General features: G+C 42.1%; 18 protein-coding genes. 3 read left to right on the top strand and 15 right to left on the bottom strand.

The genetic code is table 11. The annotated features are described in order from the left end of the window. Positions 1-8: 8 nt before the first annotated feature. The 8 genes from KCX82_RS00495 to mtaB all read right to left on the bottom strand — a co-directional run bounded on the left by KCX82_RS00495 (position 9) and on the right by mtaB (position 4,309). Entirely contained in the window at positions 9-452 is a 444-nt protein-coding gene (locus KCX82_RS00495) for a GatB/YqeY domain-containing protein (protein ID WP_227016477.1), read from the bottom strand. 18 nt (positions 453-470) lie between these two features. After that, the gene (rpsU, locus tag KCX82_RS00490; protein ID WP_027399339.1) at positions 471-650 is read right to left on the bottom strand and encodes a 30S ribosomal protein S21; all 180 of its coding nucleotides are present in this window, start codon (positions 648-650) and stop codon (positions 471-473) included. A gap of 114 nt (positions 651-764) precedes the next feature. Beyond that, a complete protein-coding gene (locus tag KCX82_RS00485; protein WP_319633321.1) occupies positions 765-1,085 on the bottom strand; it encodes a histidine triad nucleotide-binding protein in 321 nt (106 codons plus the stop codon). A gap of 31 nt (positions 1,086-1,116) precedes the next feature. Next, positions 1,117-1,281 (bottom strand): hypothetical protein, encoded by a 165-nt coding sequence (locus KCX82_RS00480; RefSeq protein ID WP_227016475.1) that lies wholly within the window; start codon positions 1,279-1,281, stop codon positions 1,117-1,119. A 17-nt stretch (positions 1,282-1,298) separates the two neighbouring features. Continuing rightward, a complete protein-coding gene (locus KCX82_RS00475) occupies positions 1,299-2,177 on the bottom strand; it encodes a 4Fe-4S binding protein (RefSeq protein ID WP_227016474.1) in 879 nt (292 codons plus the stop codon). Continuing rightward, a complete protein-coding gene (locus KCX82_RS22880) occupies positions 2,170-2,304 on the bottom strand; it encodes a CD1871A family CXXC motif-containing protein (protein WP_264373154.1) in 135 nt (44 codons plus the stop codon). The genes KCX82_RS00475 and KCX82_RS22880 overlap by 8 nt, the downstream gene beginning before the upstream one ends. Position 2,305: 1 nt before the next feature. Beyond that, positions 2,306-2,875: a TlpA family protein disulfide reductase gene (locus KCX82_RS00470; RefSeq protein WP_227016473.1), complete on the bottom strand. Its 570-nt coding sequence runs from the start codon at positions 2,873-2,875 to the stop codon at positions 2,306-2,308. A gap of 12 nt (positions 2,876-2,887) precedes the next feature. After that, positions 2,888-4,309: a tRNA (N(6)-L-threonylcarbamoyladenosine(37)-C(2))-methylthiotransferase MtaB gene (mtaB, locus tag KCX82_RS00465; RefSeq protein ID WP_227016472.1), complete on the bottom strand. Its 1,422-nt coding sequence runs from the start codon at positions 4,307-4,309 to the stop codon at positions 2,888-2,890. A 182-nt stretch (positions 4,310-4,491) separates the two neighbouring features. On the opposite strand from mtaB, the gene KCX82_RS00460 reads away from it, so the two are divergent. Then, entirely contained in the window at positions 4,492-6,465 is a 1,974-nt protein-coding gene (locus KCX82_RS00460) for an amidohydrolase family protein (protein WP_227016471.1), read from the top strand. 123 nt (positions 6,466-6,588) lie between these two features. Then, a complete protein-coding gene (locus KCX82_RS00455; RefSeq protein ID WP_227016954.1) occupies positions 6,589-8,553 on the top strand; it encodes a polysaccharide deacetylase family protein in 1,965 nt (654 codons plus the stop codon). On the opposite strand, the gene KCX82_RS00450 is transcribed toward KCX82_RS00455, so the two are convergent. From KCX82_RS00450 to KCX82_RS00420, 7 genes are all read right to left on the bottom strand, one after another. Then, entirely contained in the window at positions 8,545-9,285 is a 741-nt protein-coding gene (locus KCX82_RS00450) for a 16S rRNA (uracil(1498)-N(3))-methyltransferase (RefSeq protein WP_227016470.1), read from the bottom strand. The two genes, KCX82_RS00455 and KCX82_RS00450, sit on opposite strands and share 9 nt — an antisense overlap. Beyond that, a complete protein-coding gene (gene prmA, locus KCX82_RS00445) occupies positions 9,282-10,268 on the bottom strand; it encodes a 50S ribosomal protein L11 methyltransferase (RefSeq protein ID WP_227016469.1) in 987 nt (328 codons plus the stop codon). The genes KCX82_RS00450 and prmA overlap by 4 nt, the downstream gene beginning before the upstream one ends. Positions 10,269-10,271: 3 nt before the next feature. Continuing rightward, a complete protein-coding gene (dnaJ, locus tag KCX82_RS00440; protein WP_227016468.1) occupies positions 10,272-11,420 on the bottom strand; it encodes a molecular chaperone DnaJ in 1,149 nt (382 codons plus the stop codon). Between the two features lie 70 nt (positions 11,421-11,490). After that, positions 11,491-13,356, bottom strand: a complete 1,866-nt coding sequence (gene dnaK, locus KCX82_RS00435; protein WP_227016467.1) for a molecular chaperone DnaK — start codon at positions 13,354-13,356, stop codon at positions 11,491-11,493. Between the two features lie 38 nt (positions 13,357-13,394). Continuing rightward, positions 13,395-13,964 carry a nucleotide exchange factor GrpE gene (grpE, locus tag KCX82_RS00430; RefSeq protein WP_227016466.1) on the bottom strand — a complete coding sequence of 190 codons (570 nt, stop codon included), beginning with the start codon at positions 13,962-13,964 and terminating at the stop codon, positions 13,395-13,397. After that, positions 13,957-15,006, bottom strand: a complete 1,050-nt coding sequence (gene hrcA, locus KCX82_RS00425; RefSeq protein WP_465250610.1) for a heat-inducible transcriptional repressor HrcA — start codon at positions 15,004-15,006, stop codon at positions 13,957-13,959. The genes grpE and hrcA overlap by 8 nt, the downstream gene beginning before the upstream one ends. Before the next feature lie 155 nt (positions 15,007-15,161). Then, positions 15,162-15,959 carry a ZIP family metal transporter gene (locus KCX82_RS00420; protein ID WP_227016464.1) on the bottom strand — a complete coding sequence of 266 codons (798 nt, stop codon included), beginning with the start codon at positions 15,957-15,959 and terminating at the stop codon, positions 15,162-15,164. Positions 15,960-16,072: 113 nt separating this feature from the next. Here KCX82_RS00420 and KCX82_RS00415 point away from each other — a divergent pair, with 113 nt between their 5' ends. Further along, positions 16,073-16,696, top strand: coding sequence for a cytidylate kinase-like family protein (locus tag KCX82_RS00415; RefSeq protein ID WP_227016463.1), 624 nt, complete (start codon positions 16,073-16,075; stop codon positions 16,694-16,696). Positions 16,697-16,710 lie beyond the last annotated feature (14 nt).

Here is a 16,710-nt window from a genome sequence, read left to right as displayed (position 1 = left end):
TTTTTCAATTAAAGCATTCCTTCGATGATCTTCCGAACGACACCGCCATCGGCGACACCTTTTACCTTCGGCATGACCGCACCGATCAGTTTGCCCATATTCTGCTTGCCGCCTTCTATTCCAAGCTCTGCGGCAGTAGCTTTTACAATTTCCGTAATTTCTTCATCAGTAAGCTGTTTCGGTAAATACTCCATTAAAATCGCTATTTCTGCGTTATAGGCGTCTAAAAGATCCGTTCTTCCTGCTTTTTCAAAATCAGAGAGGGCATCTTTTCTCATTTTTACTTGTTTGGTCAAGATATCAATGATAGCTTGATCATCCAATTCTACTCTATTATCAACTTCATGCTGCTTGATAGCCGCACGAGCTAAATTCACCGTATTTTTTCTGATTTCATCTTTTGCTTTCATTGCATCCTTGAAATCACTTGATAATCTGTCTTTCAAAGACATTAGTCATAACACCTCTTTTTAGAATTTCTTAGCCTTTTTCCTTGCGGCTTCTGACTTCTTTTTTCTCTTTACGCTTGGCTTTTCATAATGTTCTCTTTTTCTTAGCTCAGACATTACTCCATCTCTTGCGCAAGAACGCTTAAACCTTTTCAGCGCGCTTTCTAAACTTTCGTTTTCTCTTACAACTACTTGTGCCATTTATCCATTCCCCTCCCTCCATGTTCTGAAATCACTTAGATGCTTATAAAAACGGATTTGCCTATAACAAAAATATTATACATTCTTTTCATATATTAAGCAAGTTTTTTTTGATCAACCTGGCGGCCAAGTTAATCTTCTTTTTCCTAATAAATGAAAATGCAAATGTTTGACGGTTTGCAGACCGTCTTCGCCGCAGTTGTTTATCAGACGATAACCGTTTTCCAGCTCCAAAGTTTTTGCAATATCCTTGATTTTCGTCATTAAATATCCCAGCAATTCAGCATCTTCAGGTTGTACATCATCCATTGATCCGATATGCTTTTTGGGGATTACTAATACATGAACCGGTGCTTGTGGTTCCAAATCATGAAATACAATTATATGATCGTCCTCATAGACAATCTTCGAGGGGATGTCCTTATTTGCAATCATGCAAAAAATACAATCATTCATCGCTTCACTCCTATTTCTCTTCCAATCGATCGATATATCTTATGGCACAGCTGCGGCTTTCGATACAGGCCCCATCCCGAGCCATGTCATCCGCATTCGCTTCCCCAATGATCGTAATCATCACCGTTGAAAGGATCAGAATTACTAATGCAACAGGCATTAAATACTTTTCCATTTCAATTCCTTTCACTATTATAACATGTTCTTTTTTTTCATCAAGTGATTCTTATGTGATATTGCTTTTGTCGGACAGTTTTTTACGCAGTCGCCGCATCGAATACACTCCATACTGTTTGGCTGCTCATATACCGGTATATTCATTTTGCATACATATTGACACTTCTTACAGTGTGTGCATGCATGCTGATTCAATTTATACTGGTAGAAGGATACCGGATTAAACAGGCCGTAAACAGCCCCCAAGGGGCACAGGAATCTGCAAAATGGACGATAAATGATAACCGACAAAAGAATCAGGGATATTAAGATTAAATTCTTCCAGGCAAATAAAAACCCGACGATCTCCCGAATTCCCTTATTGGCGATTACCAAAGGCCAGCCTGCCATTAGAGTTCCCGAGGGACAGATCCATTTGCAGAACCAAGGCTCACCCTGACCAAAAAAATCAAGGACAAATAAAGGAAGTAAAATTACAAAGACAATTAAAATTATGTATTTTACACCTTTTAAAAGCCGTTCACCTTTGATCTGTTTATATTTTATGCCCCAAGGTATTTTATGCAGCAGATCCTGCACCAGTCCGAAGGGACATAGCCAGCCGCAGACAAATCTTCCAAGAAGTGCACCTGTCATCATGAGAAATCCGATTATATAGAAAGAAAACCGATAATCTCTGCTGGCAAGGACCGATTGAAGGGCTCCAATAGGACAGGAGCCCAACGCCCCCGGACAGGAATAACAGTTTAATCCCGGGAGACAAAGTACCTTGCCGGATCCTGTATAAATAGTGCCTTCCGTAAAACCTTTTATATAACTGTTCGTAATGGCAAAGAAACAGATTTGTACCCAATTTCTTATTTTATCTCTGCTGTTTGCAACCCAATTAACCAATTCCGATACACTCCAAACAAATATTGACGGCTTTGCGCAGGACAACTGCCGCCTCCCCCCGAAAATAACCGGCAATCATGAAAGCGGCACCGGACAGAAAAATGGCTGCGGACACAAGGTTTTTCATTCTATTCTTCTCCTAGTTTTTCTTCAATGATCGCCGTCCAGTCTTTCTTTTCTCTGGAACCGATGTAGGTTTCCCCTACAAAGTTTCCTTTGCTGTCTACAAAAAAAGTAGCAGGAATGGATGCAATCTCACCAAGTTTTGCATCGATCATTTCAGGTGACACAATCATATGCGTATAATCAGCACCAGTAGTTTCAGTAATTTCTTTTGCAAGTTTTACTTGTTTCTCAATAACCTTCAGGTTGTTGTCCTGAACATCAACGACGATACCGACAATGTTTACGCCTTTTTCCTTATATTCTTTTTGGAGCTCTCCGAGAAAGGGCATCTCTTCGACGCAGGGTCCGCAAAAAGTACCCCAAACATTGATCATGGTCAGATCGTAATCTTTAAAAATGTCCTGATTGATTTCATTACCATAAATATCGGTGGTTTGAAAGCTGGTAAAGTCCGCGGGATTACCAGCTTTATTTTTCCCGGTGTCCTGATCCGTATCCTGACCTCCGCATCCGGTGAATAGGCCGGCAGAGAGTAAGATCCCCATCAGCAGCAGAATGATTATTTTACGCAATTTCGTTCCCTCCTATGAATTTATCAGGTTACCTAATACCCCGTCAGAATAAACTTCAATCAGCTTTACAGCTGCAAACTGATTGCTGATATTCTGATCGCTCCTGCAATATACTTTTATATAATTTTCTGAAAATCCTTCATAAAGTCCGGTATTCGGATCACATTGCTCTATCAGCACAGTTCTGATTGTTCCAAGGTTTTGAAGCAGAAACCGCTTCCCGGCCTCCTCGCCTGCTTTTATCAGTTCTTCACTGCGCTTTGCTTTGATCTGCGGTGCAATCTGTTCTTTCATCTCTGCAGCCTTTGTTCCTTCCCGTTTCGAATATTTAAAAACATGCACCTTGGATAAGCCTGCTTTTTTTACGATCTTGACACTCTCGCTGAAATCCTCTTCAGTCTCCCCGGGAAACCCTACGATGATATCGGTTGTAATCCCATATCCGGGATCATGCTCTTTCAAAAGGTCCACCAATTTTAAATAATCGGCTGACGCATAGTTTCGATTCATTTGTTTCAGGATCCTGTCACTGCCGCTTTGAAGAGACAGATGCATATGCGGGCAAAGCCGCTTATATTTCAGCAATCTTTTCGCGTATTCCGCACTGATTACATTGGGCTCGAGGGATCCCAGACGAATTCTGAAATCTCCAGGTAATTCATCCAACGCCTTTACAATAATCTCTATACCGTAAACTTCATCTTCGGAGGATTTGACAGCTTCCTGCTTGCCTCCCCGGGAATCAAATCCCTTTTCCATCCCATATAACGCCGTATTAATGCCCGTAAGTACCAATTCCTTATATCCCTTTTCAATGAGTCGCTCTGCTTCCTTTACAATTTCCGTTCTCGCCCTGCTTCTGACTGCCCCTCTGGCATAGGGTATGATACAGTACGAACAAAATCTGTCACACCCTTCCTGTATCTTAATAAAGGCTCTGGTTCTTGTGTCCATGGAGGTGATGATTCCGGTTTCCTCATATTCTGTCAGCTGGTCATATTCTTTGATGTGAACGGAAGACCCTCTGCCCATCAGGTATTCTTCAATATATTCAGGTAAATGGTTCTTTTCATTTGTACCGGCAATGAGATCTACCCCTTCGATCTGCGATGCTTCCTCAGGGCTCACCTGAACATAGCACCCGATAACGGCAGTTATACTGTCGGGATTGATCTTTTTTACCCGCCTGATAAACTGTCTTGATTTTCGATCGGATAATCCGGTTACGGTACAGGTATTTATGACATAGACATCCGCGAAGTCATCATCACTGGTAATTTCATAACCCCGTTCTATAAATTTTTCCTTCAGTGCTTGTGTTTCATATTGATTGACCTTGCAGCCAAGGGTGTGAAATGCAATTTTCATAGTATACTCCGTTTTCTTTTGTAATCTGATTTTACTGTCATGATCCTTACTATTTTCTTCTGACATGAATTATTTATAACAATTCCATTTTATCAGTTTCTTTATTTTATGTAAATCATAATGGACAGAATCGAAAGATCTAGAAGGCATTGGAAACATTTTCCGGATTTAGAATTGTCAAACCAAAGATGGATATGCTAAGATATGGTATCTAGATGCTAAATTTAATAAGGTAAGGAGGTTTTTTTATGAAAAAAAGGGCTTTTTTAAGTCTGGTCCTCGCAGCCCTGCTAGTTCTAAGCAGTTTTGGATTTGCATTTGCAGATGAATCTTACACCGTTAAATCCGGAGACGTTTTATGGAAAATCGCAGAAAAATACCAGAAATCCTATCAGGAGTTGGCAGAGTACAACAAAATCAAAGATCCAAATCTTATCTATGTGAATCAGGTAATTCAAATTCCTGATTCCAGGGCCTCAAACACGACATCTCATGAATCCGATTCTCTTCCCCAACCATCATCTGCCGTCGATCCATCTGAAGCAGCAGATACCATCCTCTATAACGGTACCATCTACACCATGGACGAAAAAAATCCGGTTGCAGAGGCAGTAGCCGTCAAAGGCGGTAAAATTCTCGATCTCGGCAGCAAATCAAATATGAATGCTTATCTAGGGAATTCAACAAAGCTTGTGGATTTGGGTGGAAAAATTGTCATGCCGGGTATGATTGATGCCCATGTACATGCTCCCGGCACCGCTCTCACAGAACTATTTGAAATCTATCTTTACGAATCCATTACAAAAGAGCAGACTCTTGCAGATATTCAGAAATTTATCAAAGCAAACCCCCATTTAGATGAATATTGGGGCACCGGTTATACTGTCGGCATGGCCGGAGATGCAAAAGGGCCGAAAGCCGAATGGCTGGATGAAATATGTCCTGATAAGCCGGTTATTCTGACATCCAATGACGGACATAACATGTGGCTGAACAGCAAAGCTTTGGAAATGAACGGCATTACCAAGGCCACCCCAAATCCTCCAGGAGGATTGATTCAAAAAGATCCCGTTACCGGAGAGCTATGGGGATCCATTACCGATGCTTCCCAGTTAATAAAAATGGAGCAATCTTTTACACCGGAACAGGAATCCAAAGCCCTGCAGTATTTTCAGGATAGTATGCACGCCTGGGGTTACACAGGAATAATGGCCATAGCACCCAGCTTTGTAAATGTGGAACGCTATAAAGAACTGGAAGAAAAGGGTGAATTAAAGCTTCGGGTGAACCTAGCCAATGAAATTAATAATGATGAGCCCTTTGAACCCCAGCTTCAGGAATTAATACATATGCGGGATACCCTCGATTCTGATTTAATCGATGTTACCACAGCGAAATTCTTTGCGGACGGTGTGGTAGAGGGCATGACAGGATACCTATTAGAGCCCTATGACAAAGCGGCAGGCTTAGAGCCGGATTATGTCTCTGAGTTTTATTGGAATCCGGATCAATTGGATCATTATTTTGATAGAGTTATGGAAGAGGGCTTCCAGATTCATGTTCACTCCATTGGTGATGCTGCCACAAGACTGGTACTGGATTCCCTGGAATATGCCCAAAAAGACAACAGTACGACGGACAACAGGAACGTCATTACTCATCTGCAGGTTGTTGACGAGTCTGACTATCCGAGATTCGGTGAACTGGATATCATAGCAGCGCTCCAGCCGTTCTGGCATTTCAAAGAACCGGAATGGTGGGAATATGTAGATAAAATTGCACTTGGAAATGACCGTGCCTGGAAGGAATACCCTGTAAAATCCCTGTTGGATTCCGGAGCCGTTTTAACAGCCTCTGGCGACCATCCGGTATCCCCAATTAACAATCCCTTCTGGTCTATTGAAGCAGATGTGACAAGAAATCTGAATAATGCTGAATATTACGGGGTCGAGGACATCTCGGATATCAATGATCCAACATGGCTCCTGAATTCAGCTGAAAGAGTCCCTGTTCAAGAAATGGTAAAAGCCTATACCATTAACGGTGCTTACCAGCTCTTTAGAGAAGACACCATTGGTTCCATTGTAAAAGGAAAATATGCAGATATGATCGTTGTGGACCAGGATATTTACAAAATCAATCCTTTAGATATCGATAAAACCAAAGTATTGACCACCATCTTTAACGGAGAAGTGGTTTTCGGAAATTACGATTATCAGTAAGCCTCCGACTGCATATTTCTTTGCTTTCAGGTAAATTCTTCCTCCCTCCAATCATAAAAGGTCAGCGTTCAGCATACATATTGTAATGTTATGATGCTGTTTTGGGGGTATGAACTGTTGAAAGTGAAATGGAAAAAAATCAAATATTTCGGGTTTCGGCATCCAAAGCTTTTAAAAATGATAGCTTTGGGTGCTTTTACATTGGCTGTTGCTTTTATTTTGTTAGTTATCAATGCCCTGCCTGTAAATTTGCCGGCAATACAGCAAAAAACAAGTGATAGCGAAACCATTAAGTGGGTAGATTTTGACGTGCCTTATAGTCTTCTGGAAAAAACCATGTATATGGATATCGAAACCTATGAAACGGAGAATCATTTAAATTGGATCGAGCTTCTGGCATATCTAGGAGCAAAATATGGAGGAAATTTCAAAAATTATAAAGAAAAGGATCTGAAAGCCCTTGTTGAAAGACTGAATCAAGGAGAGCCCATAGAGATCATAGCAAAGGATCTGAAGCTCTATAACTACTACAAAGAAGCTTATACTGCCGTATTAGGAGGGTTTCTTGGTGAATTCATGATTCAGGTTCCGGTAGATAGCAAGGAACAGGGTAATGCCATCAATTCAGAGAATGCCGAAACCAATGAATCCGGAACGGAAACGGATGGAAATGTAATGTGGCAGTCAAAATATGGTCTAAAAGCTTTTTCTCCCATAGCTCAAGGATATTGGTACAACGATTTTGACGATTTTGGAGCTGGCAGAAGTTACGGCTATAACAGGAAACATTTCGGCCATGACCTCATGATCGGAATCGGGACACCGATCATTGCAGTAGAAAGCGGTATCGTAGAAGCGACGGGATGGAATCAATACGGCGGTTGGCGTATCGGGATTCGAAGTTTCGATAAAAAGCGTTATTATTACTATGCACATCTTAGAAAAGACCGGCCCTACGCTGCGGATTTATATGTAGGAAAAGCGGTAAAGGCGGGCGACGTTATCGGCTATTCCGGAAGAACCGGCTATAGCGTAAAAGAAAATGTAAATAACATTGATACCCCGCATCTTCACATCGGAATGCAGCTTATTTTTGACGAAAGCCTGAAGGATAGCCCCAACCAAATCTGGGTAGACATGTACGCCATCACCAGGTTATTATCGAAAAATAAGTCTCCTGTTTTCCAAAGCGAAGAAACGAAGGAATATTATAGAAAATACCAATTTTCAGAGCCCAGCTATTATCTGGAGAATAATCCCGATAAAGAAAGTAAAGAAAAAGCCTCAGCTGCACTTCTTGCTTCTGCGGCACCTGAAGGAAGCATCCCCTTGCCCATTATCATGTACCATGGAATTATGAAGAACAATTCCATCAACAGCAAATTTTTTGTCAGTGAAAAAACCTTTGAAAATGATCTAAAATATTTACAGGAAAACCATTATACGCCGATTCATATAAAGGATCTTATTCATTATGTAGATCAAGGCACTCCTTTGCCGGAACATCCGGTCATCATCACCTTTGATGACGGCTACTATAACAATTATCTCTATGCTTATCCCCTTCTTAAGAAGTATAATATGAAAGCCGTGATTTCAATCATTGGTAATGTCACAGACAAGTCCAGTGAAATAAACGATAATAATGCCCAATATTCTTACCTTACCTGGGATCAGCTTCGTGAAATGGCAGACTCCGGACTCATAGAGATCCAAAATCACACCTATGATATGCATGAAAACAACGGAAGAGGCAGACAGGGTTCGTTAAAGAAACAAGGTGAAAGCGAAGAAGATTATGCACAGGCCCTTCAGGCAGATGTGGGCATGCTGCAATCCAAAATAACGGAAATGACAGGCCAAACACCTACCGCTTTCACGTATCCCTTCGGTTTTGTAAAGGACAATTCCAAAAGTATCTTGTTGGAGGATATAGGCTTCCGGGCAACTTTAACCTGCTACGAAAGAATCAATTATGTTACGAGGGACCCGGACAGTCTTTACAGATTGAAGCGTATCTTAAGACCCCCCGGTTCCTCCAGTGAAGAATTTTTCAGAACCATAGCTCCAGCACATACTTTACCATAGCTCCAGCTCATACATTACCATAGCAATAGCGGCCATTCCTGCCGTCTCTGTCCGTAAAACGGTTCGCCCAAGGGATACGCTCACAGCTCCGGCAGCGATCAGAGCATCTGCTTCAGCATCAGAAAACCCTCCCTCAGGCCCAATAAAGATGGCAACCTTTTGCGGTTTTGCCTGTAAACTTCGTAAACAAGCTTTTATGCTGTAGTTTTCTTCATTTTCATAGGGAAAAAGAACGAGATCATACTGTCCCAGTTCCTTTACGGCATCCTGAAACTGGATTTCTTTTTTGATTTCGGGTATGATGCCCCTCTTGCATTGTTTTACCGCTTCATCGGAAATCTTTTGCCAGCGTTCGATCTTCTTACAGAAACTCCCTTTATCTGTTACCACCGTACGGTGGGTAAAAACAGGTATGATCGAATAGACACCGAGTTCAACGTTTTTCTGAATAATAGTTTCCATTTTCCCCTGTTTTGGAATCCCCTGAAACAGGGTTATTTTTAGTTCCGGCTCCCGGGCAAATTTCTGCTTATCCAGTATTTTGGTTTCAATAAGATTTTTATCTATAGTGATAATTTCCGTTTGATATTCAAATTCTGCGGAATCAGAAATATCAACGGTATCCCCAGGTCCAAGCCGCAGTACTTTCAGAATATGTCGGATATCCTCCTGATCCGTAATGGATATGACATTATCTTTGATATCCGTAGAATCTACAAAAAATCTGCTCATACGCTTTCCTTTTGTGCGGCAATTGCGCACCATTCTCCCTCTTCCATGATCTCAAGAATCGAAAACCCGCACTTCTGAATGGCATCAGCCACAACGTCCTTCTTCTCTATCAGAATTCCCGAAGAAATATAGATACTTTTCCCTTTTAAGTGTTTTGCCACATCCTCCGACAGCATCATCACAAGATCAGCCATCAGATTGGCAACCACAAGCTCTGCCTGATAATTCAGACCTTTTGTCAAATCTCCCTCAAGCACTTCCAGGCTGGATTCAAGTCCATTTAATCGAATGTTTTCTCTGGCTACCTGAACGGCCTGTGGATCGATTTCAACTCCTTTTACCTCTTTTGCTCCAAGTAATGCCGCTGCAATGGCGAGAATCCCTGATCCGCAGCCTACATCCAGTACGGCATCCTTCCCAGTCTCCAAGTATTTTTCCAGTAGCTTTATGCATAGGGATGTGGTGGGATGGGTGCCGGTGCCGAAGGCCATCCCCGGATCAAGGGAAATAATCAGTTCATTCTCTGACCCTTCATAGGGTTCCCAGGTGGGTTTCACTGTGATACGATCCGTAATCCTGGCAGGTTTGAAATACTCTTTCCACTTATCCTTCCAGTCCTCATCGTCTACAAGCCTTGTCTCAATATGAAGTCTGCCAAAATCCCCTTCACGTCGTTTCAGTTCTTCCAATTCCTGATGAAGACGGCTTAAGAGCAGAAGATTACCGGGCCCGCTCATATCTTCTGTGCCGGTTTCCTCTTTCCCCTCCTCCAGATAAAAGGTAATACTGGTTTCCACTTCTGAAAGATGCATCAGGCTTTCGTCCACATAATCCCAATCATAGGAATTCTTCTTATTCAAAAACTCTGCAAAATCTGCGGCATCGGAAATAGTAAAACCCGCTATACCCATATCCATAAGAATACAGGTAAGCGGGTCGATTCCCTCTTTTGTTGTATAGATTGTAACCTCTATATATTTCATAATTTATTTAAATATCTCCTTCATGGCGTCCATAAACTTACTTTTCTTTGTATAACCCTCAGTATTCAAGGATTCGCCCAATTTGCTGATGAGCTTCTTCTGCTCACCGGTAAGCTTGGTCGGAACCTCCAGAATCACTTTGATGTATAGATCTCCTACCTTTGATGAGCGAAGTGCCTGAACGCCTTTTCCCTTTAGCCTGAACACTGTCTCCGGCTGAGTTCCTGCAGGAATTTTATAGGAAACCTTATCCTTCAGGGTCGGTACAATGATTTCATCACCTAGAGCAGCCTGGCTGAATGTGATTGGCATTTCCAACCACAGATCGGTTCCTCTTCTTGTAAATAGTTTATGAGGCTGTACGGATATCACTACGTACAGATCTCCATTTGGCCCACCGTTGGTTCCCGGCTCTCCCTGACCTTTAATGGAGATAACAGAATCATTGTCAACGCCTGCAGGAATATCCACCGAAATGGTAACGGTTTTTCTGATCTTGCCGGTTCCGCTGCAGGTACTGCAGGGCTTTTCAATCACTTCTCCGGCTCCGCCGCATTTATCACAAGGCTGAACGTTGGTAAACTGTCCGAAAGGTGTCCTTTGAGTCGTTCGGATTTCTCCGCTTCCATTACATTTTGTACAGGTCACCTTTTGAGAACCCTTTTCAGCACCGCTTCCATCACAGCTTTCACAGGTAACATATTTATTGATCTGAATTTGTTTTTTCGTTCCAAATGCTGCTTCTTCAAAGGTTATGCTGATATTTTTCTGTAAGTCCTGACCTTTTCTCGGGCCATTTCTTCGTCTGGCTCCGGCCTGGTTGAAACCTCCGCCGAACATACCGCCAAAAAGGTCACCAAAAATATCTTCAAAGCCTCCGCCAAAGCCCCCGCCGAAGCCTCCTCCGCCGAATCCGGCATTGGGATCTACACCAGCGTGGCCAAATCTATCGTATTTATCCTTTTTCTGAGGGTCAGAAAGAATACTGTATGCTTCGTTTACTTCTTTAAATTTTTCCTCTGCGGTCTTGTCACCCGGGTTGCGGTCAGGATGAAATTCCATTGCCTTTTTACGAAACGCTTTTTTAATTTCATCATCTGAAGCTCCCTTTTGTAATCCAAGGACCTCGTAAAAATCTCTTTTTTCTGCCATTACTGCACCCTCTCCTTAACTGTTTTTGCGGTACGCTCCCGAAAGGGCGTACCGCAAAATTATACTTCTTTTATTTGTTTTCGTCAACCACCTCATAGTCGGCATCTACTACATTGTCAGGTGTCGGTTCTGATTGATCGGCTCCGGCACCGCCGCCCATGCTGTTTGGATCAAATCCTGCAGCACCGCCTTGTGCCTGCTGCGCCTGTTGATACATCTTGGCAGAAATGGTATGGAACTCATTGGTCAAGGTTTCGGTCTTTTCTTTGATCTCTTCAATGTTTGTTCCTTCCAGTGCTGCAGCAAGTGCTTCCTTTGCCTGTGTAATTTTGGATTTTTCATCCTCGCTCAGGTTGGCTTCAATTTCCTTCAAGGATTTCTCTGTTTCATAGACAAGTGTTTCCGCTCTGTTTCTAATATCTATTTCTTCCTTCTTCTTCTTGTCTTCCTCTGCATACATCTCAGCTTCCTTAATTTTCTGCTTGATTTCATCATCGGAAAGCTTTGTGGAAGAAGTAATGGTAATTCTTTGTTCTTTACCGGTTCCTATATCTTTTGCACTTACGTTAACAATGCCGTTTGCGTCGATATCGAAGGTAACCTCGATCTGAGGAATACCACGAGGTGCAGGTGGAATTCCGGAAAGCTGGAATCTTCCAAGGGTGATATTACCTGCTGCCATTTCTCTTTCACCCTGCATAACATGGATGTCAACAGCAGTTTGATTGTCTGCAGCCGTTGAGAAGATCTGGCTCTTCTTTGTCGGAATGGTTGTATTTCTTTCAATCAGTTTTGTTGCAACTCCGCCTAAGGTTTCGATGGAGAGTGACAGTGGAGTTACGTCAAGGAGCAATACATCCTTTACTTCCCCTGTCAAAACACCCGCCTGTACAGCCGCACCGATGGCTACGCATTCGTCCGGATTGATCCCTTTGAACGGTTCTTTCCCGGTGACTCTCTTTACTGCTTCCTGTACTGCAGGAATTCTTGTGGAACCACCTACCAGAATAACCTTCGCAATATCATTGTTGGTTACGCCGGCATCTGCCATGGCTTTTCTCATTGGTTCTATGGTCTTTTCCACAAGACCGGATGTAAGCTGGTCAAATTTTGCTCTGGTAATATCCATATTCAGATGTAATGGTCCATCTGCATTTACTGTAATAAAAGGCAGATTGATGTTTGTTGTCTGGGAACTGGAAAGCTCCTTCTTTGCCTTTTCTGCGGCTTCCTTCAATCTCTGATGAGCCATTTTATCTTTTCTTAAATCAACGCCGTTTTCCTTTGCAAAGCTGTCGGCAATAAAATTGATCAATACTTCGTCGAAGTCGTCTCCGCCCAGCTTGTTGTTGCCGTTGGTAGCAAGTACTTCAAATACGCCGTCTCCCAATTCAAGAATAGATACGTCGAAAGTACCGCCGCCTAGGTCATATACCAAAATTTTATGATGCTCCTGATCCTTATCCAATCCGTAAGCAAGTGAAGCCGCTGTCGGTTCGTTGATAATTCTCTTTACTTCCAGACCCGCAATCTTTCCGGCATCCTTAGTTGCCTGTTTTTGGCTGTCTGTAAAGTATGCAGGTACTGTAATAACAGCTTCCGTTATTTTTTCTCCAAGATAGCTTTCAGCATCCGCCTTCAGCTTTGATAAAATCATGGCTGAAATGTCCTGAGGAGTATAGCTTTTTCCATCGATCTCCACTTTATGATCTGTTCCCATATGTCTCTTAATGGAAGCAATTGTTCTGTCAGGATTCGTGATAGCCTGTCTTTTCGCAGTTTCACCAACCAGTCTTTCCCCATTTTTTGCAAAGCCAACCACTGACGGTGTTGTTCTATTTCCTTCAGCATTTGCGATAACCACCGGCTCGCCGCCTTCTAATACGGCAACGCAAGAATTGGTAGTTCCTAAATCAATACCTATAACTTTTCCCATTGTTTATTCCTCCTATTGTTTTATATTTTCATTCCAGTCTATTCGGCTACTTTCACCATAGCCGGTCTGATCACCTTTTTATTTAACAGATACCCCTTTTGTAATACCTGTATTACCGTTCCAGCTTCATGCTCCTCAGAATTCTCTGTTAATACCGCATGGTGGAAATTGGGATCAAAAGATTCCCCTGTGGCCTGAATCTCCTCTACACCGCTTTTTTCAAGTACCCCTTTAAGCTGTTTGAATATCATGCTCATACCTTCGGCAAAACTTTCGCCTTCGTTGCTGTGATCCAGTGCGCGTTCAAAGTTATCTATCACATTAAGCAATTCTACTACGATTTTCTCGTTAGCATATGCATAAATGTCGTTTTTTTCTTTTTCAACTCTTCGTTTATAATTCTGAAAATCCGCAGCCAGACGTAAATATCGAACGTTCAGCTCCTCGTCTTCCTTTGTCTCCTTCTCTTCGTTTCCATCCGTTTCCTGGCTGACGTTCTCACCAGTTTCGTTTTCATTAAAATCTTTCAAATCTTCACCTGCCTCGTTTGTCTTGAACCCGTTAGTCTCTGCATTGGGTTCTTGGTTAACCGTCTTGTTTTTACTCATCGTTCTCTTCTTCTCCTCCCGTTAATTTAAAAGTCTGGCTCAAATTATCTGTGATATATTCTATAATAGAGGTCACTTCATCATATTTCATTCTGGTTGGCCCGATAACTCCTAATTTGCCCACCAGTTTCCCATCTATGTGATAGGTTGCCGTCACAAGGCTGCAGTCTCTCATGATATCGTCCGTATTTTCATTCCCTATTGTTATGATTACCCCATTTTCTCTGTTTACCAATACATTGGTAAAATGTTTTTTCTGATTGATCATTTCCAGAAACAGCTTTGCTTTCTCAATATCATTATATTCCGGGATGGAAAAGATATTGGTGAGCCCATCCAGATACAAATCCACATTCAGCATATTTTCCAGAGTGTTGACAAAGTTCGGCCTGATACTTTCCGCAAGTCTGCTCATAGCCTCAATATCCGTTTCAAAATTCTTGATAATATCCACGGTAAGGATATTGCTTAAGGTTTTTCCGCGATAATTGTAGGTCATGACTTTAGAAAGCAGAGTCAGATGCTCCTCTGTATACGGAACCTTAATCTTAACAGCTGTATTGGATACCTTGCCGCTTTCTGCAACAATCATCAAAACAACGGTAGACTCATCTACAGGCAAAAGGTTTACATATTTCAACTTATTTTCATCCTGCTTGGGAGTAATGGCAAAGGATGTTAAATTTGTCAGCTCTGACAGCAGGCTGGCCGCATGTTGAATGGTTTTATCCAGTTCTATTACATTTCGGGTCAGTTTGTCAGCAATAATCTTTTTTTCGCCTTCCGGAAGCTCATATTTTTTCATTAAATTATCCACATACAATCGATACGCTTTATCTGAAGGAACACGTCCTGCAGAAGTATGCGGATGGGTCAGAAATCCCATCTCTTCCAAGTCTGACATCTCGTTTCGAATGGTGGCTGGACTGATTCCCATATCATATTTTCTGGAAAGTGTCCTTGAACCGATAGGTTCGGCAGAACGAATAAAGTCACCTACGATCGCCTGCAATATTCTTAATTTTCTTTCACTCAGATCCATTTTCATCACCATTTTATCTATATTATTTACATTATCCGATTTTCTGTTGTTAGCACTCTTGCATGGTGAGTGCTAAATCATAGTTTTAATTTAACACTGTTGCTTAATAATGTCAACAGTGTTTTAAAAAATAATTGTAAATATTTTGTATTACATTAAGATAATGCGATATCCAGGATCATCATAACAAGAAAGCCTAACATAACTCCGGCTGTTCCAGAATGGGAATGTTCTCCCAAATGTGCCTCGGGAATCAACTCCTCCACTACAACATAAATCATAGCTCCTGCTGCTGCCGCCAGCATCCAGGGCATAATTCCGACGATGGAGCCTGCAAGAAGAACACCCGATACGCCGGCAATGGGTTCCACAATGCCCGAAGCGGCTCCGTACAAAAAGGCCTTTGTTCTTGACAGACCTTCCTGCTTTAAAGGCAGGGAGATGGCAGCCCCTTCAGGGAAGTTCTGCAGCCCTATTCCTACAGCTAAAACTACGGCGGAAGCAAGCGTCATGCTTGGATTCCCTTCCCCGGACATTCCAAAAGCAAGGCCGACAGCCAGACCTTCGGGAATATTATGAAGGGTAACAGCCAACACCAGCAAAGTAGTCCTTTTTAAAGTGGAATGCAGTCCCTCCGGTTCCTTACTGTCCACATGAAGATGAGGCAGCAGCTTATCAAGCAGAAATAGAAAGACCCCTCCAATGAGAAATCCGCCGGCTGCAGGAATCCAGCATATTTTCCCCTGTGCCTCCGCCATATCTATAGCGGGAAGCAATAAGGACCAAAAGGATGCCGCAATCATGATTCCTGCGGCAAATCCGAGAAAAGTACGTCTGACGTCTAATTTTACATCTCCGCGGAATAAAAACACCACGGCAGAACCTAAAGCAGTTGCGATGAAGGTACCCATCGTACCAATGAATGCCAGCATGATCGGGCTTAACTCTATCATACGGAAACCTCCAAAATATTTTCTTATCGATAGGATATATGTACCAACTATGATATAATTCTAAACATAAATATAAATTTTTTTCCTGTTTATATAACGGAAGGAGGCAAAGGATGACCCAGAAAGTGATTATCACCATTGCAAGACAATTTGGAAGTGGAGGCAGATATATAGGAAAAAAACTTGCCGAGCTTTTTGAAATTCCTTTTTATGATAAGGCTCTGATTCAATTGGCTGCTGAAAACAGCGGAATCGATCCGGACCTTTTTGAAAATGCCGACGAAGCCCCCTCCAGCGTTTTCTGGAACACTTCGGCCGGTATCAACCTCTTTGGAAATCGTCTTTCCAACTTTACTGATATGCCGATGAACGACAAATTGTTCCTGATACAATCAGATATTATCAGGAAGCTGGCTCAGGAGAACTCCTGTGTCATCGTAGGCAGGTGTGCTGATTATATCCTCAGAGATATGGAAAATACCGTACACGTATTTATTCACTCCGATTTTCAGGATAAGATAAATCGCATGGTTCAATATTACGGCGTACAGGAAAAAAATGCAAAGGAAACCATGCAGAAAACCGATAGAAAACGAGCATCTTACTACAATTATTATACCGGCGGAAAATGGGGACTTGCTGAGAATTACGATCTGTCTGTTAAAACAAGTGCCGTTACAACCGATGGAGCGGTACAGATGATACAGGAATTTGCAAAGATGAAGCTTCATATATAGGATCATCAACTTGA

The sequence above is a fragment of the Sinanaerobacter chloroacetimidivorans genome, from assembly GCF_018128545.1.
GTDB lineage: Bacteria > Bacillota > Clostridia > Peptostreptococcales > Anaerovoracaceae > Sinanaerobacter > Sinanaerobacter chloroacetimidivorans.
The sequence above is the reverse complement of the archived record's forward strand: the minus strand, read 5'-3'. Positions and strand labels throughout refer to the sequence as shown.